The organism is Lysobacter luteus (assembly GCF_907164845.1).
In the GTDB taxonomy this organism is placed as follows: domain Bacteria; phylum Pseudomonadota; class Gammaproteobacteria; order Xanthomonadales; family Xanthomonadaceae; genus Novilysobacter; species Novilysobacter luteus.
Genome location: NZ_OU015430.1, coordinates 1,875,240 through 1,893,570, shown reverse-complemented (window position 1 = coordinate 1,893,570; position 18,331 = coordinate 1,875,240). Strand labels below are relative to the sequence as shown.

The following is an 18,331-nucleotide window of genomic DNA, read 5'->3' as shown; positions in this document are numbered from 1 at the left end:
AAAGAGAACCGTGATCCCGAAAGTCCTATCTCAGAGAGGCTGTACATGACAAATCTCAGTGTTAATCCATAACGCTGCAAACCGTCGCGTTACCCCCAAGGCCGCCCAAGCGCCAGCTTCACCGCTTTGACCCCCGGTACCGCCTTCAACGTTCCCACCAGCTCCGCATCCACCCGCACCGAGCTGCTGCCATTCAAATCCAGCATTCCCGCGGCCCCCGCTTTGATCAGGTCAACGCGGATAGGCGTCTTGCCGGGACGGTGCTTTGCCAGCAGCGCATCCACCCGGTTCCACGTCCCCGGCACGCGCAGGTCCAGCCTTAGCGACAACCGCTTGGCGTGGGTCGCGCAGATCTGCTCGTAATCCCAGCAGCGCGCGGCCTTGAGGGCGAAGCCGCCGCTGAACGCGTCCTCGCGTAGGCCGCCCTGGATCACGAGCAGGCGGTCGCGGGTCAGCAGGGTGGCGTAGTCGCTGTAGGTTTCGGAGAAGAAGGCGACCTCCAACCGGCCGCGGCCGTCCTCGATCTGCACGAACATCTGGCTGTCGCCCTTCTTGCGCAGGCCGACGACCTGGCCGGCGACCACGGTTTCCAGCTCGGGGCGCCAGCCGCTGCGGGCGGACTCGGGGCGGTTCTCCCAGATCTTCTCGAGGTCGCCGAGGTCATGGCCGGTGAGGGCGTGCAGTTCGTCTCGATAGGGGTCGAACGGGTGGCCGCTGAGGTAGTGGCCCAGCGTCTCGCGCTCGCCGTTCAGCAGGTGGCCGAGCGGGTATTCGTCGGTCTCGGGCAGGTCGAGCTTCAGTGCCGGGACCGCGGTGTCGCCGCCGCCGAACAGTGACACCTGGCCGGCGGCGCGTTCGCGGGCGAGCTGGTCGGTCGCCTTGAGTACCTCGGGCAGCTGCAGCATCAGGCTGGCGCGGTTCTTCCCGAGCTTGTCGAGCGCACCTGCCATGATCAGCGCCTCGACGGTGCGGCGGTTGAGCTTGTTGCCGTCGACGCGCTTGCAGAAGTCGAGCAGGTCGTTGAACGGGCCCGCACGGCGCGCATCGACGATCGACTCGCACGCGCCGCGGCCGACGCCCTTCACCGCGCCGATGCCGTAGCGGATCACGCCGGGCGCCACGGCCTCGAACATGTAGGCCGACGCGTCGACGTCCGGCGGCAGCACCTCCAATCCCATCACCCGGCATTCGTCGAGGAAGCCGGTGACCTTGTCGGTGTTGTCCATGTCCGACGACAGCACCGCGGCCATGAACTCGGCCGGGTAGTGCACCTTCAGCCAGGCGGTCTGGTAGGCGACCAGCGCGTAGGCGGCCGAGTGCGACTTGTTGAAGCCGTACTCGGCGAACTTCTCCATCAGGTCGAAGATCGGGCTGGCGATGCGCGCCGGGATGCCGCGCTCCTCGCAGCCGGCCTCGAACTTGGCCCGCTCCTTGGCCATCTCCTCGGCTTTCTTCTTGCCCATCGCGCGGCGCAGCAGGTCGGCGCCGCCGAGCGAGTAGCCGGCCATCACCTGGGCGATCTGCATCACCTGTTCCTGGTACACGATGACGCCGTAGGTCGGCGACAGCACCGGTTCCAGCGATTCATGCGGATAGGTGACGGCCTCGCGGCCGTGCTTGCGGTCGACCCAGTCCTTGTCCATCCCCGAGCCGAGCGGGCCGGGGCGGAACAAGGCGGCCAGCGCGATGATGTCCTCGAAGGTGTCGGGCTGGGCACGCTTGAGCAGCTCGCGCATGCCGCGCGATTCGAACTGGAACACCGCGACGGTGTCGCCGCGTGCGAACAGCTCGTAGCTGGCGCGGTCGTCCAGCGGCAGCGCCGTGATGTCGAGCGGTGCTTCGCCGGCGGCGGCGCGCCGGACGTTGATGGCCTTCACCGCCCAGTCGATGATCGTCAGCGTGCGCAGGCCGAGGAAGTCGAACTTCACCAGGCCGACGGCTTCGACGTCGTCCTTGTCGAACTGGGTGACCGGGCTCTTGCCGCGGCCTTCTCCGTCGTGTTCGGCGAACAGCGGGCAGAAGTCGTGCAGCGGGCTGGGCGCGATGACCACGCCGCCGGCGTGCTTGCCGGCGTTGCGGGTGAGGTCCTCGAGCGAGCGGGCGAGGTCGAGCAGGTCGCGGACCTCGTCCTCGCGCTGGTAGCGCTCGATCAGGTCGGTCGAGGCCAGCATCGGGTTCTTGTGCGAGGCCTCCGATTCACCGAGCGCATCGTCGAGACTGATGCCCAGCGTGTTGGGGATCAGCTTGGCGATGCCGTCGACGAAGCCGTACGGGTGGCCGAGCACGCGGCCGGCGTCGCGCACCACGGCCTTCGCGGCCATGGTGCCGTAGGTGATGATCTGGCTGACCCGGTCGCGGCCGTACTTGCGGGCGACGTAGTCGATGACCTCGTCGCGCCGGTCCATGCAGAAGTCGATGTCGAAGTCGGGCATCGACACGCGTTCGGGGTTGAGGAAGCGCTCGAACAGCAGGTCGTACGGCAGCGGGTCCAGGTCGGTGATGCCCAGCGCCCACGCCACCAGCGAGCCGGCACCGGAACCACGGCCCGGCCCGACCGGGATGCCCTGTTCCTTGCCCCAGTTGATGAAGTCCGCAACGATCAGGAAGTAACCGGGGAACCCCATCTTGATGATGACGTCGAGCTCGGTTTCCAGGCGCTCCTCGTAGTCCTGGCGCGTCCGTCCCTCGGCCAGCGGCGCCTTCTCCAGCCGCTGGGCCAGCCCCTCGCGCGACTGGCTGCGCAGCCAGGACTCGATGGTGTGGTCGTCGGGCACCGGGAAGGCGGGCAGGTAATAGGTGCCCAGCTGCATCTCGACATTGCAGCGGGTGGCCAGTGCGACCGCGTTGTCGATCGCGTCGGGCACGTCGGCGAACAGCCGCGCCATTTCCTCGGACGAGCGCAGGTACTGCTCGGGGCTGTACTCCTTCGGCCGCTTCGGGTCGTCGAGCACGCGGCCGGTGGAGATGCACACGCGCGCCTCGTGCGCCTCGAAGCCGTCGGCATGCAGGAAGCGCGCGTCGTTGCTGGCGACCACCGGCAGGCCGCGCTTGCCCGACAGGTGCAGGGCGAGGTCGTTGAAGACCTGCTCACCCTCGCGGCCGGTGCGGGTCAGCTCAAGGTGCAGGCGGTCGCCGAACTCGCCCTGCCAGTCGGCGATCCAGGCTTCGGCCAGTTCCGGGCGGTGGCCCATGGCCAGCCGCCCCGCCAGGCTCTGTCGGCCGGCGAGGGCGAACAGGCCGGCATTGTCCTCGCGCAGCCATTCCGGGCGCATCGCCACGCCGTCCATGCGGTGGCCTTCCATCCACATGCGGCTGAGCAGGCGCGAGAGCGTGAGGTAGCCCTCGTGGTCCCGGCACAGCAGGGTCAGCCGCGACGGCGTCTCGTTGCCGTCGGCCAGCCCGATGTCGGCGCCCAGGATCGGCTTGATACCGGCACCCTCGGCCTTGCGGTAGAACTTGACCGCGGCGAACAGGTTGTTGAGGTCGGTCAGCGCGACGGCCGGCTGCTCGAGCTCCACGCAGCGCTTGACCAGCTCGCCGACCCGGATGGTGGAGTCGGCAAGGGAGAATTCGCTGTGGAGGTGAAGGTGTACGAAGGGCGATGCGGACATGCTGCCGTGGCGTACCGGCTAGGGCGACGGCCAGATTAGCAGGGCCGCGCGGGCGGGTCAGGGTTGACACCGCCCGTCCATGCCGGGGGGCTTGTAGGAGCGACGTAAGTCGCGACCGGGGAGCGGTGGTGGCCACGCCGGCTGGCGATCGCGACTTACGTCGCTCCTACAGGGGCCGGGTCAGGAGCGCGATGCTCAGCTCACGCGGAACCTGGCGCTGGGGTTGGCGGTGAGGTAGCTGCTGCGGCCGACGCGGTCGCAATGGGCGATCCATTCCAGTTCGGCGCGGCGGGCGTCCAGCCAGTGCTCGCGGGTGAAGCCGAAGTGGGTGCGGGCTTCGCCGCGCAGGGTGGCTTCGACGTGGCGCAGGCGGCAGTAGTCGAGGTAGTCGCGGACCTCGTCGGCGATGCTGGCCCAGGCCGCGTCCACCAGGATCGCGTCGTCCAGCCGACCGACCACCGGCAGCGCGTTGGGGATCAGCGCCATCGGGCCACGCAGGTAGTCGATTACCAGCGTGCCGACGGAGGCAACGGCCGCGTCGACGTCCCACTCGGGGTCGGCGCGCATGCGATCGATGGCGGCGGCGCGGCGCATGCGCTGGTGGATGCACGCGGGCGCGAAGCCCTGGGCCGGGTCGTCGATAAGCTCGCGGGCGGCGCTGGCGAGCTGGTCGCGGTCCAGCGGGGCGCGTTGCAGGTCGATCCGGGCAATCAGCTCGTTGAAGTGACGCAGCACGCCGGGGTCGAGCGCGTGGTGGCCGATGCGGTGGCGGCGACGGGCGCTGTCGCTGCGCCGGGAAAGCGCCTGCGGCAGGGGGGCGGGTTGGGCGAGGACGGCGTTCATGGCGGGAGTCTCGTGCGTGCCATCCGTGGCGGGGGAGGGGTATTGCCGGGACAGCGTTGCCCTGCGCCGCGGCGGGGGCCGCGACGGGTTTACGGGTGGAACCCTGCCCGGGTCAGACGACGCGGAAGCGCGGTTGCAGGTCGCCCGAGTGCGCGTAGTGGCTGGCGTTGACCCGGGCCTGGTGCTGCAGCAGCGCCAGTTCGGCGATGCGGTCGCGGACCCAGGCCGCACGTTGGCGGTCGCCGCTGCCGTCGGGGTGCTCGTCGTTGCGGTAGGCGCAGAAGTCGCGGTACTCCTCGGCTTCCGCGGCGAACGCGGGCCAGGCCAGTTCGATCAGCAACACGTCGTCGAGCAGGCCGAGCAGCGGCTGGTGGTCCTCGATCAGGTCGTCGTCCCGGTCGATGTAGGCCAGCAGCTTGAGCAGGCGCGCGCGGGTGGCGGGCTGCGGATCCCAGTCGAAGTCGTCGAGCATGTCGCGCAGCTCGTCGATCCGGCGCAGGCGGCGGTCCAGCACGTCGTGGGCCCGGGTCGGCGGCAGCGACAGGAGCCAGTCGGTCAGGTGTTGCAGCCGGTCGGGGTCGACACGCGGAGCGTCGGGATGGATCTCGTGCAGAAGGGCGTCGAAGCGGGCGATCGCATCGCTGTGCAACGACAGGTGGGGATGGGCCCGGGTGGGTTCCGGTGCCTCGTCGTGCCTGAAGTACGGCAGAGGGTCGGCAGTCGGTGTCGGGACTGACGTGCGCATGGCACACCTCGCTGTACCGGCCTCGGAGGACGGGCGGCGCGCCGGCCGGTGGGGGCGCGCGTCCGGGTGTTCTCAGGTGTTCGATGCACCCTGATCGTGCTCCGTTGCACCAGTGTTGTCGCTGTTTCGTAAGTGGGGGTGACGAACGGTATGCAACCCTGCAGGCCGCGCTGGCATTGGCTTTCGGCGTGTCCCGCGTACACCTCCGCGAACGCGCACTGAACACCGGACGGCCTCACGTCAGTGAATGCGGAACAGTGCCGACGGGGCAGGCAGATAGGCGCTGTCACGAACCCGGGCGCGGTGCGCGGTCAGCGCCGCTTCCGCCTGCCGCGCCTCGCGCCAGTCGCTACGGTCGAATGCGAACGCATGCGCGTCGCAACCACGCAGCGCGGCCTCGATGCGACGCAGCCGTCGGTAGTCGGCGTAGGCGGCCACCTCGTCGGACAACCGCGGCCAGGCGCTGTCGACCACGATGGCGTCGTCCAGGCGCCCGACCCGCGGAATCGCGTCGGGGATCAGGTCGTCGTTTCCGCGCACGTAGTCGATCACCGCGGCGCCGACCAGCAGGGCGTCGTTGGCGGCCTGCCAGTTCCGGTCGGCGATCATCGTGTCGACCACGGCCGCGCGCCGCATCCGCACGCCGATTGCCGCGGCGGCCAGGGTGGTGCTGCATCCGCACAATTCACGCGCGGCGGTGGCCAACTGGTCACAATCGATCGGGCCCTGTTCACGCCCGAGCCGCTCCAGCAGGACGTTGAAGCGGTCAAGCGCATAGGGACCCGGGTTGAAGCCTCCGATGCTGTGGCGTCGGGCCAGGCCGGGTTGCCGTGGCGCGCGGGCAGTGGTGGGCAGGACGGCTGGCAGGACGCTGGTGTGGGCAAGCATGGCGTTCATGGGACTCTCCGGACGGGCACCGGTGTGGTGCGGGGCCAGCGTCGCCCCGGGGCGGCGTTGCAGTCATGAGGTCGGTGCGAGCCTTTGAACACCTTTGTCGCAGGGATGGCGATGCAAACATGAGGTTTCTGCGATGGAACCGAGCGGGCTCCGGGGGGAGCGCCAGGCCGGCGGCGAGCGCTACCGTTTCGACGGGGTGCTGGTCGACGCGGTCGCGCACACCCTGAGCCGCGACGGGGCGTCGCTTCCGGTCGAGCCAAAGGCATTCGCGGTGCTGCTGGCATTGCTCCGCCACCGAGGCGAGCTGGTCCCCCGTGACGAACTGCTCGACCACGTCTGGGGCCACCGTCACGTCACTCCCGGGGTGCTGACCCGGGCCATCGCACAACTGCGGGCCGCGCTCGGCGATAACGCGCACGAGCCGCGTTACATCCAGACGGTCCACGCGCTGGGCTACCGGTTTGTGGGTGCGCTGGAGGCGGATGCAAAGGAAGAACCGGCGGAGACGGGTAGCGGCGCGTCGACGCGGTTGGACGAGCCGGCCAGCACGCCGCCGCCCCTCCCGGGTTCACCGATCGACCCGCCGATCGAAGCACCGCCCGTCCATGCAGCGCTCGCCAATGCGCCGCTCGTGGCCGGTCCTCCCGTCGCGCCCGCCGTGCGGCGCTGGCGCGTGCGCCACACCTGGATGGCGGCCGCCGCGGTGCTGGCGATCGCGTTGGCGACGAGCCTGTGGTGGAACCGGAACGCGGGGCCGGCACTGCCCGGCGACGCATCGGTGGCGGTGCTGCCCTTCGCCAGCCTCAGCGGTAACGACGAGGACCGCTATTTCGCCCAAGGCCTCGCGGTCGAGATGCACGACGCCTTGGCCGGGGTTCCCGGCGTAAAGGTGGCCGCCATCGACAGCGCCGATGCCGCCCGCCGTCGCCACCCGAGCCTGCAGGCGCTGGGGCGGTCAATTGGCGTAGCCACGGTGCTCGATGCCAGTGTGCGGCGCGACGGCGAGCGCGTGCGTATCAATGCCCGCCTGGTCGATACCCGCAGCGGTTTCACGCTGTGGAGCGACAGCTTCGACCGCGAGCCCGACGACGTCTTTGCGGTGCAGGGCGAGATTGCCGGCGAGGTGACGCGGGCGTTGCTCGGCGTGCTGCCGCGCGACGGCGAGGGCCTGCGCGAGCGGCTGGCGCCGACGCGGGAGCTGGGCGCGTATGAGGCCTACCTGCACGGCCAGCAGCGCCTGCGCGAGGCCCAGGACGACGCGGCGTTGCAGGACGCGCTGGGGTATTTCCGGCGCGCGCTGATGATCGACCGCGGGTTCTCGCGGGCCCGGGCCGGCGTGTGCCGGGTCGAGATCAAGCGGTTCGAGGCGACCCGCGACACCCCGGCATTCGAGCGCGCCCGCAGCGCCTGCGAGGCGGCGTCGAAGATGGCGCCGGGCCTGCGCGAGGTGAGCCTCGCGCTCGGCGAGATGCACCGCGTGCGCGGCGACAACGCACTGGCGATCGAGCACTACACCCGCGCGCTCGACGACCTGTCGCTTCGGCCGGCCGCCTGGGTCGGGCTGGCCGCCACCCACTCGGCGCAGGGCGAGGACGCCATGGCACGCGCTTACTACGCCCGCGCGCTGGAGATGCGGCCCGGCGATGCGGGCATCCACCGCGAGCTGGGCGTCCACCAGTATTCGACCGGTGACATCGACGGCGCGATCGCCTCGTTCACCAACGCCACTGGCCTGCTGCCCGATGACGCCACCCTGTGGGCATCGCTGGGTGGCCTGTACCTGGCCCGCGGCGATGCCGATCGCGCGGCCGAGGGATTCAACCGCTCACTCGCCATCGCCCCCAGCTACGGTGCGCTGAGCAACCTGGGCACGCTGCGCTACGGACAGGGGCTCTACGGCGAAGCGGCCATGCTGTACCAGCGGGCAGCGCGACTGGACCCGAGTGACTTCCGGATCTGGGGGAACATCGGCGATGCACTGGTTGCCGGCGACGCCCCTGACCGCGCCGCAGCGGCCGCCAAGGCCTACGCGCGCGCCGCGGGGATGGCGGCGGAGTACCTGGCGGTCAAGCCCGGCGACGCCCAGGCCGCCGCGCTGCTGGGCTGGTATCGGGCCAACCTGGGTCAGCGCGATCCGGCGCTGGCCGATGTCGCCCATGCCGAGGCGCTGGGCACCGAACAGGCCGAGGTGGCGTTGATCAACGCACAGACGCTGGCGTTGGTGGGCGACGTGGACGGCGCGCGCGGGCGGATGCAACTGGCGCGGGAGGCCGGCATTCCCGACGAACGCATCGAGTCGGCGCCGGTACTGCGGGCGCTGGGCACCGGAAAGGACGTTTCTCTGGACGACGGGCGCGGGGGCGCGTTGTAAACCGAAGGCCTGCCCGTCGCAGGCCAACGCAGGAGAGCGATATGCGTGTGCTGCCCGTGTTTGCCGTCGCCGCCTTGGTCGTGTTGCCGGGTTGCGAACTGATCCAGGAAACGCTGTCGGATACCGATGGCGTCAGTTGCGCCCATTCCGAGGGTGCCCGCGCGGTCTATATCGACATCGTGTCCTACGAGGCGGGACCCAAGGGCGACTGCACGGTGGATCCCGGCACGCGGATCACGTGGCGCGGGCCGCCCGGCGAGATGCGTTCGTTCGAGATCGCGTTCACCAGCGGCGCGAGCCCGGGCGGGCGGGGCACGCCGCGGGACTATCCGTCGCACGACACTGGAGGACGGCAGCGGGCCTCACTGGTCGCCAACGGCACGCCCGGCACCACGTATCCCTACGAGATCCGGGTCGACGGCCAGGCCATCGACCCGGCGATCATCATCCGCTGAGCAGGGCGGGTTCGCCGAACGCCTCGACCGCGACCGGAACTCCGGCCGCTTCGCCCAGCGCCGCGCGTACCGGCGCGAAGCTGCGCCGGTGGTGCGGGCAGGGGCCGTGCGTGGCCAGCGCAGCCAGGTGGGCCGGGGTCGAGTAGCCCTTGTGCTCGGCGAACCCGTACTGCGGGAACTGCTGGTGCAGGGCAACCATCGCCCGGTCCCGCGTCACCTTGGCGAGGATGGACGCGGCCATGATCGCGCGGTCGCGGGCGTCGCCGCCGATCCACGCCTCGGCCGGACACGGCAGGCCCCGGGGCAGGGCGTTGCCGTCGATGCGCGCCAGCTCGGCCGCGTGGCGCACGCCCTCCACCGCGAGGCGCATGCCGAGCATGGTGGCCTGATAGATGTTGATCCGGTCGATCTCCTCGACCTCCACCCGCACCACGTGCCAGGCGACCGCCTTGTCGATGATGCGGGCGTACAGCGCCTCTCGGCGATTGGCGCACAGCTGCTTGGAGTCGGCCAGCCCATTGACCGGCGTGCGGCCCGGGCCCAGCACGACCGCGGCAACCACCACCGGCCCGGCCAGTGGGCCGCGGCCGGCCTCGTCGACGCCGGCGATGCGCCGGGCGCCATGGGCGACCGCCAGCTCCAGGCCGAGCTGGTCAGCCGTGCCCATGCGCCGCTTCATCCGTTTCAGGCTGCGTCGCCGGTGCATCGGGCCCGGTTTCGAGCAGCTGGATGACCGCGTTCGCCGCCTGCACCGAGGCGTTCTGGCGCAGGGCCTGGTGCAGTGCGAGGAAGCGCGGCACCAGCCGGGCGACGGCGACCGGGTCGCGGAGCCAGCGCAGCACGGCCTCGGCGAGCCGGTCGGGCGTGCAGTCGTGCTGCATCAGTTCGGGCACCAGGGGCTCACCGGCGAGCACGTTGGGCAGCGCGTAGTGGTCGACCTTCAACATCCCCAGGCCCTTGACCATCCGGTAGGTCAGGCCGGCTACGCGGTACCCCACCACCATCGGCCGCTTGGCCAGCATGGCCTCCAGCGTGGCGGTACCCGAGGCGAGCAGGATCACGTCGCTGGCGATCATCAGCGTGCGCGCGTTTCCGTCGATTACGCGCAACGCCGGTTGCAGCGTGGCGGCGTCGGGGTGGTTGGCCAGCACGCGCTCGAACGCGTCGCGCGCGTGGCGGTTGGCCATCGGCGCCACCACCTGCAACGCCGGCTCGGCCGCCAGCACGCGCGCGGCGGCCGCGAGGAAGTCGCCGGCCAGCCGCTCGATCTCGCCGACCCGCGAACCCGGCAGCACCGCCAGCAGCGGGCGCGCGGGATCGAGGCGGAGTTCTTCGCGGGCAGCCGCACGGTCGGGCTCGAGCGGCATCGCATCCGCCAGCGGGTGGCCCACGAAACGCGCGTCGACGCCATGGCGCTGGTAGATCGGTGGCTCCATCGGGAACAGGCACAGCACCCGGTCCGCGCTGAGGCCGATCTTTTCCGCACGCTTCTCCCGCCAGGCCCAGACCGACGGGCTGACGTAGTGGACCGTGCGTGGCAGGCCGTTGGTGCCGCGGCGCTGCTTCAACCAGCGCTCGACGCCGAGGTTGAAGTCCGGTGCGTCGATGCCGATGAACACGTCGGGTTGCCAGTCCAGCAGGCGCTGGCGCAACTCGCGGCGCAGCAGCAGCAGGCGGGGCAGGTGCCGCAGGACTTCCGACAGGCCCATCACGGCCAGTTCGGAGGCGTCGAACCAGGTCTCGGTACCGGCGGCCCGCATCGCGTCGCCGCCAATGCCGACGAAGTGCGCGTTCGGCCAGCGGCGTCGCAGCTGCTCGACCAGCCCGGCGCCCAGCAGGTCGCCGGAGGCTTCGCCCGCGACCAGCGCGATGCGCATCGGGCGGGTCCGGACGGGTTCGTCGGGGAAGTCCACGGCGTCAGCGCAACAGCGGGCGCTCGCCAGCGTCGATGAAATCGAGCAGGGCGCGGATGTCCGGGCTTTCGCCCGCCATGTCGGCCAGCTTCACCCGGGCCTCGTCGAGCGAGCCACCCGCGACGTAGAGCGCGCGGTAGGCGCGCTTGATGGCGCTGATGCGGTCGGCGTCGAACCCGCGGCGCTTGAGGCCTTCGCTGTTGATCCCGCGCGGCCGGCCGTAGCCTTCCTGCGCGACCATTACGAACGGCGGCACGTCGCCGTTGACGAACGCGCCCATGCCGATGAAGGCGTGCGCGCCGATGCGGCAGAACTGGTGGATGCCGACGAAGCCGCTGAGGATCACGTGGTCCCCGATCTCGACGTGGCCGGCCAGCGTGGCGTTGTTGGAGAACACGCAATGGTTGCCGACAACGCAGTCATGGGCGACGTGGGTGTAGGCCAACAACCAGTTGTCGTCGCCGATGCGGGTGCAGCCACCGCCGGCACCGGTACCACGGTTGATCGTGACGAACTCGCGGATGGTGTTGCGGTCGCCGATGGCCAGTTCGACCCGCTCGCCGCCGTACTTCTTGTCCTGCGGGTCGCCGCCGAGCGCGGCGTGGCCGAGGATGCGGTTGTCGCGTCCGATGCGGGTCGGGCCGTGGATGCTGCAGTGCGGCCCCACCACCGTGCCGTCGCCGATCTCCACTTCGGTGCCGATGTAGCTGAAGGCACCCACGCGCACGCCGGTTCCCAGCCGGGCACCCGGCTCGACGACGGCGCTCGGATGGACGACGGCCTGGCTCATGCTTCGTTGACGACCTCGGCGCAGAGGATGTCGGCGCAGGCGACCTGTTCGCCGTCCACGCGCGCGATGCCCTGGTAGAGCGCCATGTTGCGGATGGTGCGCTTGAGGATCACCTCCAGCTCGAGCTTGTCGCCCGGCACCACCATCTTGCTGAACTTCGCGCCGTCCACCTTGACCAGGTAGAACAGCTTGCCGTCGCTTTCGCCGCCGGTGGACAGCTGGGTCAGCAGGCCGCCTGCCTGTGCCAGCGCCTCGATCACCAGCACGCCGGGCATCACCGGACGGCCCGGGAAGTGGCCGTTGAAGAAGTTCTCGTTCGCGGTGACGTTCTTGTAGGCCAACACGCGCTTGTTGGGTTCGAGCTCGACGACGCGGTCGACCAGCAGGAACGGGTAGCGGTGCGGCAGCAGCGCGTGGATGGTGGGGACGTCGATCGGCAGTTTCACTAGGTCGGTTTTCCTTGCTTGCGGGCCCGTCGGGACGGGCCGCCTTCCATTTCAGTCACCGCGCCCGCGCCACTGGCGGACGAGGCTGTCGAGCTGCTTGAAGCGCGCTGCGTTCTTGCGCCAGCTGCGATTGTCCATCAGGCCGGTCCCGGAAGAGTACTCGCCCGGTTCGCGGATCGAGCTGCTGACCAGGCTCATCGCGGTGATGACCACGCGGTCGCAGACCTCCAGGTGTCCGAGGATGCCGGCACCGCCGCCGATCAGGCAGTAGCGTCCGATGCGCGCGCTGCCGGCGACCGCGGTGCAGCCCGCCATCGCCGTGTGTGCGCCGATGCGGACGTTGTGGCCGATCTGGATCTGGTTGTCGAGGCGCACGTCCTCTTCGAGCACGGTGTCCTCGATCGCACCGCGGTCGATGCAGGTGTTGGCCCCGATCTCGCAGTCGTCGCCGATCACCACGCCGCCGTGCTGCGGCACCTTGAGCCAGCGCCCCGCGTCCATCGCCAGGCCGAAGCCGTCGGCGCCGAGCACCGCGCCGGGATGGATCCGCACGCGCTGGCCCAGCTGCACGCGGGTAACCAGGGTGACGCGGGCGATCAGTTCGCTGCCGGCACCAACCACGCAGTCATCGCCGATGACGCAACCCGGACCCAGGACCGCCCCGGCCTCGATCCGGCTGCGCGCGCCGATGCTGACGAAGGCGCCGACATGGGCATCGGCGGCCACGGTCGCGGTCGGGTCGATGTCGGCCGATGGGTGGATGCCCGCCGGGCGCACCGGTACCGGTTCGAACAACGCGGAGATCTTCGCGAAGGCCGCGTACGGATCGGCGGCGACCAGCGCGGTTCCGGTGTATCCGTCCGCGTCCGCCTCGCGCATGACCACGGCACCGGCGGCGGTCGATGCCAGCTGGCTGCGGTAGCGCGGATTGGCGAGGAAGGCGAGTTGCCCGGCGCCGGCGCCGGCGAGCGTGCCGACGCCTTCCAGCTGCACTCCACCGTCACCGCGCAGCCCGAGCGAGAAGCGTTGGGCCAGCTCGGTGGCGGTGAAGGTGGCGGCAGCGCGGGTCACGACGGCGTCCGGCGCCGTCAGAACGTGCCGCCGAAGGTGAACTGCAGGCGCTCCAGGTCGTCTCCCTCTTCCTTGCGGAAGGGGTAGGCATAGCTGATCGAGATCGGGCCCATCGGCGAGCGCCACATCAGCGCCACGCCGGTGGATGCACGCAGTTCACCGGCATCCCAGGTGTCGAAGTCGCGGTAGACGTTGCCGACGTCGACGAACGCCGACACGCGCGCCGCGGTGCTGTCGATCAGGGTCGGGAAGAACATCTCCAGCGAGCCGGTGGTCTTGAACGCGCCGCCGATCGGCTGCAGGTAGTTGCTGCCCGCAGCGGCCTCCTTCGGACCCAGCGTGTTGTCGGTGAAACCGCGCACCGAGCGCACGCCGCCGGCGTAGAAGTTTTCGAAGAACGGCAGGCCGTCGGCGGTGATCGTCTCGACGAAGTCCGGCGAATCGGTCAGGCACGGCTCGGTCGGGTCCGGGCCTGGCACGAACACCGGCGGGGTATCCGGATCGCCGTCGGTATCGACCACGCTGCCGCCGGTGAAGCAGACGTTGCGTACGAACTCGTCGCCGTAGCTGTCGCCGTAGCCCAGGTCGGTGCGCGTGTTGAGTACCAGGTGGCGCGACAGCGGCCAGAACTTGGAGAAGCTGTAGTTGAGCTTGTAGTACTCGACCGTCGAGCCCGGCAGGGTCGCCTCGAGCCAGACGCGCTGGTTGGTGCCGCGGGTCGGGGTGAGCGCGCTGTTGAGCGTGTTACGGCCCCAGCCGATCTCGCCGCGCCAGGCGTGGAACGTGCGCTGGCCGATGGCGTCGATGTAGTCCACCAGCGAGTCCGGCGTGCGGCCGCGGAAGGCGAAGATCTGGTTGCTGTCGATGCCCAGCAGCGCGGTGATGCTGTCGGTCTCGGTGATCGGCACGCCCAGTACCACCTGGCCAACGCCGCTGGTGGACGAGTACTGCGCGGTGTTGAAGTCGGAGTTGTCGAACTCGCTCCAGCGCAGGTTGTAGCCCAGCGAGACGCCGTTGTCGGTGAAGTAGGGGTTGAGGAACGAGAAGTCATAGCGCTGCAGGTACGCATTGCGCTGCGCCTGCACCGCGATGCGGTTGCCGCTGCCCAGGAAGTTGTTCTGCGACAGCTGGATCTGGGTGCTCAGGCCGGTCAGCGCGGAATAGCCCAGGCCGAACACGAAGCTGCCCGCGGCGACCTCGTTGACGGTGTAGACCACGTCCACCTGGTCGTGCGTGCCCGCCACCGGCTGGGTCTCGACGTCGACCGTGTCGAAATAGCCCAAGCCCTGCAGGCGGATCTTGGAGCGGTCGATCGCGGCCTGCGAGTACCAGCTGCCCTCGAACTGGCGCATCTCGCGGCGCAGCACCTCGTCGGCGGTGCGGCTGTTGCCCTTGAACACCACCCGGCGCACGTTGACGCGCGGGCCCGGCACCACCTGCATGTTGATGCCGACGGTCTTGTCCTCGCGGTTCACGTCGGGGATCGGGTTGACCTGTGCGAACGCGTAGCCGACGTTGCCGAGGGTGGCGGTGATCGCATCGGAGCTGATCTCGAGCAGGCGGCGCGAGAAAATCTGGTCGGGCTTGACCAGCACCATGTTCTCGATCTCCTCCTTCGGCAGGACCGTATCGCCGGTCACCGTCACGCTGGACACCTTGTACTGGTCACCTTCGGTCACGCCGGCGGTGATGAACATGTCCTGCTTGTCGGGGCTGATCGAGACCTGGGTGGAGTCGATGGCGAAGTCGACGTAGCCGCGATCGAGGTAGAAGTTGTTGAGCTTTTCCAGGTCGCCGGAGAGCTTCTCGCGCGAGTACTGGTCGTCGCGGCGGTACCAGCTCATCCAGTTGTGCTCGCCCGACTCCCAGGTGTCCAGGATCTCCTCGTCCTCGAACAGCTCGTTGCCGACCAGGTTGATGTGCTGGATGCGGGCGGCCTTGCCTTCCTTGACGGCGATTGCGACGTCCACGCGGTTGCGCGGCAGCGTCGTCACCGTGGGGGTGATCGCGACGTTGTACTTGCCGCGGTTGTTGTACTGGCGGGTCAGCTCCTGGGTCACGCGGTCCAGGCTCAGCCGGTCGAAGGTGTTGCCCTCCGTCAGGCCGATGTCGGCCAGGCCCTTCATCAGGTCCTCGGTCTTGATGTCCTTGTTGCCGCTCAGGGTCAGCTTGTTGATCGCCGGCCGCTCGGTCACGGTGACCACCAGGATGTTGCCCTGGTGCCCGATCCGCACGTCCTCGAAGAAACCGGTCTTGTAGAGCGCGCGGATCGCGTCGCCGACCTGGCCCTGGTCGACCGTGTCACCCCGCTCGATCGGCAGGTAGGTGAAGACGGTGCCGGCGGAAATGCGCTGCAGGCCGTCGACCCGGATGTCGCTCACCGTGAACGGGGCAACCGGGGCGGCCGTGGCCGTCTGTGCCAGCACAGGCAATGCCGGGGCGGTCGAGAGCGCCGAGGCGAGGGCGAGGGCAAGCAGGCGGCGATTGGTGGGTCGCGTCATCATCACGTCCGGTTGGGTTCTGCGGCGCCCGCGTGGTGCAGGTGCCGGGCAGAGGCGGGGCGGGTGGGTCTCAGGCGGGTGGGGCCCGGGTAAAAGGCACGTTCGACGGGCATGGCGTCAGCGCATCAGGTTGTTGACGATGTCGTTGTAGAACGCCAGGCCCATCAGCCCGACGATCAGCACCAGGCCCACGTACTGCCCGACAGCCATCGTCCGCTCGCTGACCGGGCTGCCCTTGACCAGCTCGATAAGGTAATACAGCAGGTGACCGCCGTCCAAGATCGGGATCGGCAGCAGGTTGAGGATGCCCAGGCTGAGCGACAGCATCGCCAGCAGCGACAGGTACCAGGCCGGGCCCTGGTCGGCGTAGGCATTGGCCGCCCGGGCGATCGTTATCGGGCCGGCGACGGTGTTCTCGACCTCGACCCGGCCGGTGAAGGCACGGCCGATCATGGAGACCAGTTCCCCGGCCTGGTGCACGGTTTCACGCAGGGCGGCCGGGATGGCGGCGACCGGCCCGTGGCGCAGCTCGGCGTCCATCTCGGGCATGTCGGGCCGCACCGAACTCACGCCGAGCGCCCAGTACGGTTCGCCGCCGTCCTCGGGGGTGATGCGGGTGGGCGTCAGCTCCAGTGCCAGCCGGTCGCCGTCGCGCTCGACCTCGACCATCGCCGGGCCGTCGCGATCGCCAAGTTGCTGGACCATCGGGCCGATGTCGTTCCACGACTGCACCGGCTGGCCGTCGATCGCGGTGATCCGGTCGCCTTCGGCCAGCACGCCCCATGCCGCGGTATCGGGGGCCACCCGGCCGATCACCGGCGGGACCAGCATGTGGCGCGGCGTCAGTCCGATCTCGGCGATCGCGCGGCGCTCGTCGAACCGGGCCGGCAGCGCGGACAGCGCCAGCATGCGCCGGGCGGGGGTGTCATTGGCGGTCAGGACCCGCAGCTCGACGTCGGCCCGGTCCAGCGCGGCGGGTAGGAGCGCAAGTTGCAGATCGCTCCAGGTGGGGGTCTCGCGCTGGCCCACGGCCAGCACGCGGTCGCCACGCTGAAGGCCGGCTTCGGCCGCGATGCCGTTGGCGTCACCCACCACCGGGGCATAGTCCGGACGGCCGATCACGAACATCGCCCACAGCAGCGCAATGCAGAGCAGCAGGTTGGCGATGGGGCCGGCGGCGACGATCGCGATCCGCTTCCACACCGACTTGCGGTTGAAGGCCTGGTCGAGCTGACCGTCGGGGACGTCGCCCTCGCGCTCGTCCAGCATCTTGACGTAACCACCCAGCGGGATCGCCGCGACCACGTACTCGGTGCCGTCGCGTCCCCGGCGTGACCACAGCGGTCGACCGAAGCCGACCGAGAACCGCAGTACCCGGACCCCGCAGCGCCGTGCCACCCAGTAGTGGCCGAACTCGTGGAAAGTCACCAGCACGCCGAGGCTGACGATCAGCCACCAGATCGATCCAAGCAACTCAGACATGCCGTGGGTCCTGGTGGGAGGAGAGGAGGGTCATGCGCTCGACCTGTCGTCGACCGCACGGCTGGCGTGGCGCCGCGCGGCGGCGTCGGCGTCGTGCAGGGCGTCGAGTGAGACCGCGGGAATGGCCGGAAGTGCCGCGAGGGTGTCCTCGACGATCGCAGGGATCGACAGGAAACCCACCCGGCGCTGAAGAAACGCTGAAACAGCAACTTCGTTGGCGGCGTTGAGGACCGCCGGCGCGGTGCCGCCGGCGGCCAGCGCGTCGAAGGCCAGCCTCAGGCACGGGAAGGCGTCCAGGTCCGGCGGTTCGAATTCCAACCGCCCGCCCTCGGCCAGCAGGTCCAGCCCGCTGACGCCCGAGGCGATGCGCTGCGGCCAAGCGAACCCGACCGCCAGCGCGGTGCGCATGTCCGGCAGGCCAAGCTGGGCCAGGGTCGAGCCGTCGACGAATTCCACCAGCGAGTGGACCAGGCTCTGCGGATGCACGAGGACCTGGATCCGGTCGCCGTCGACGTCGAACAGGTGGTGGGCCTCGATCACCTCGAGCCCCTTGTTCATGAGGGTGGCCGAGTCGACCGAAATCTTCGGGCCCATCGACCACTTCGGATGTGCCACGGCCTGCTCGACCGTCACGTCCCGCAGCGATGCCCGGCTGCGGCCGCGGAACGGCCCGCCCGAGGCGGTCAGGATGATCCGCGCCAGACCGTCGCGCGCGGGCGCATCGGGCAGGCACTGGAAGATCGCGTTGTGCTCGCTGTCGATCGGGACGATCGTTGCGCCGCCTTCGCGCGCGGCCGCCATCAGGAGTTCGCCGGCAAGCACCAGCGATTCCTTGTTGGCCAGCAGCAGGCGCTTGCCGGCGCGGGCCGCGGCCAGCGTCGACGGCAGGCCGGCGGCCCCGACGATGGCGGCGACCACGGTGTCGCAGGCGTCGCCGCCGACCAGTTCGACCAGCGCGGCATCGCCCGCGTGGGCAATGGTGGAAAGCCCGGCGCCCCGCAGCCGGTCGCGAAGGCGGCCAAGCATGGCCTCGTCGGCGATCACTGCGTGCTCGGGGCGGTGCTGGCGGCACAACTCCACGAGGGCGTCGACCTGGCGGCCGGCGGCGAGCACGGTGGCCCGCAACGCGGTGGGATGGCGCGCGATCACGTCCAGCGCCGAGGCGCCGATCGACCCCGTGGCGCCGAGGACGGCAACCCGTTTCAT

14 protein-coding genes are annotated in these 18,331 nt (G+C 69.9%); 2 read left to right on the top strand and 12 right to left on the bottom strand.

Annotated elements, in window-relative coordinates; genetic code table 11:
• Positions 1-89: 89 nt before the first annotated feature.
• The 4 genes from dnaE to KOD61_RS08775 form a co-directional block, all read right to left on the bottom strand.
• Entirely contained in the window at positions 90-3,611 is a 3,522-nt protein-coding gene (gene dnaE / locus KOD61_RS08790; protein WP_215218335.1) for a DNA polymerase III subunit alpha, read from the bottom strand.
• 195 nt (positions 3,612-3,806) lie between these two features.
• The gene (locus KOD61_RS08785; RefSeq protein WP_215218334.1) at positions 3,807-4,454 is read right to left on the bottom strand and encodes a YkvA family protein; all 648 of its coding nucleotides are present in this window, start codon (positions 4,452-4,454) and stop codon (positions 3,807-3,809) included.
• 112 nt (positions 4,455-4,566) lie between these two features.
• Positions 4,567-5,199 (bottom strand): hypothetical protein, encoded by a 633-nt coding sequence (locus KOD61_RS08780; RefSeq protein WP_215218333.1) that lies wholly within the window; start codon positions 5,197-5,199, stop codon positions 4,567-4,569.
• 240 nt (positions 5,200-5,439) lie between these two features.
• Complete coding sequence (locus KOD61_RS08775) at positions 5,440-6,096, bottom strand: YkvA family protein (protein ID WP_215218332.1); 657 nt, start codon at positions 6,094-6,096, stop codon at positions 5,440-5,442.
• A 133-nt stretch (positions 6,097-6,229) separates the two neighbouring features.
• Here KOD61_RS08775 and KOD61_RS08770 point away from each other — a divergent pair, with 133 nt between their 5' ends.
• Positions 6,230-8,467 (top strand): winged helix-turn-helix domain-containing protein, encoded by a 2,238-nt coding sequence (locus KOD61_RS08770; protein ID WP_215218331.1) that lies wholly within the window; start codon positions 6,230-6,232, stop codon positions 8,465-8,467.
• A gap of 41 nt (positions 8,468-8,508) precedes the next feature.
• Positions 8,509-8,922 carry a hypothetical protein gene (locus tag KOD61_RS08765; protein WP_215218330.1) on the top strand — a complete coding sequence of 138 codons (414 nt, stop codon included), beginning with the start codon at positions 8,509-8,511 and terminating at the stop codon, positions 8,920-8,922.
• On the opposite strand, the gene rnhB is transcribed toward KOD61_RS08765, so the two are convergent.
• The 8 genes from rnhB to KOD61_RS08725 form a co-directional block, all read right to left on the bottom strand.
• Positions 8,912-9,589, bottom strand: coding sequence for a ribonuclease HII (gene rnhB, locus KOD61_RS08760; RefSeq protein ID WP_251370558.1), 678 nt, complete (start codon positions 9,587-9,589; stop codon positions 8,912-8,914). The two genes, KOD61_RS08765 and rnhB, sit on opposite strands and share 11 nt — an antisense overlap.
• On the bottom strand, positions 9,576-10,799 hold the full coding sequence (gene lpxB / locus KOD61_RS08755; protein WP_215218328.1) for a lipid-A-disaccharide synthase: 1,224 nt from the start codon (positions 10,797-10,799) through the stop codon (positions 9,576-9,578). The genes rnhB and lpxB overlap by 14 nt, the downstream gene beginning before the upstream one ends.
• A gap of 40 nt (positions 10,800-10,839) precedes the next feature.
• Positions 10,840-11,625, bottom strand: a complete 786-nt coding sequence (gene lpxA, locus KOD61_RS08750) for an acyl-ACP--UDP-N-acetylglucosamine O-acyltransferase (protein WP_215218327.1) — start codon at positions 11,623-11,625, stop codon at positions 10,840-10,842.
• Positions 11,622-12,071, bottom strand: coding sequence for a 3-hydroxyacyl-ACP dehydratase FabZ (gene fabZ / locus KOD61_RS08745; protein ID WP_215218326.1), 450 nt, complete (start codon positions 12,069-12,071; stop codon positions 11,622-11,624). The genes lpxA and fabZ overlap by 4 nt, the downstream gene beginning before the upstream one ends.
• Before the next feature lie 51 nt (positions 12,072-12,122).
• Positions 12,123-13,142: a UDP-3-O-(3-hydroxymyristoyl)glucosamine N-acyltransferase gene (gene lpxD / locus KOD61_RS08740; protein ID WP_215218325.1), complete on the bottom strand. Its 1,020-nt coding sequence runs from the start codon at positions 13,140-13,142 to the stop codon at positions 12,123-12,125.
• Between the two features lie 17 nt (positions 13,143-13,159).
• The gene (gene bamA / locus KOD61_RS08735) at positions 13,160-15,643 is read right to left on the bottom strand and encodes an outer membrane protein assembly factor BamA (protein ID WP_215218324.1); all 2,484 of its coding nucleotides are present in this window, start codon (positions 15,641-15,643) and stop codon (positions 13,160-13,162) included.
• Between the two features lie 117 nt (positions 15,644-15,760).
• Positions 15,761-17,125, bottom strand: coding sequence for an RIP metalloprotease RseP (gene rseP / locus KOD61_RS08730; protein ID WP_215218323.1), 1,365 nt, complete (start codon positions 17,123-17,125; stop codon positions 15,761-15,763).
• A gap of 30 nt (positions 17,126-17,155) precedes the next feature.
• Positions 17,156-18,331, bottom strand: a complete 1,176-nt coding sequence (locus KOD61_RS08725) for a 1-deoxy-D-xylulose-5-phosphate reductoisomerase (RefSeq protein ID WP_215218322.1) — start codon at positions 18,329-18,331, stop codon at positions 17,156-17,158.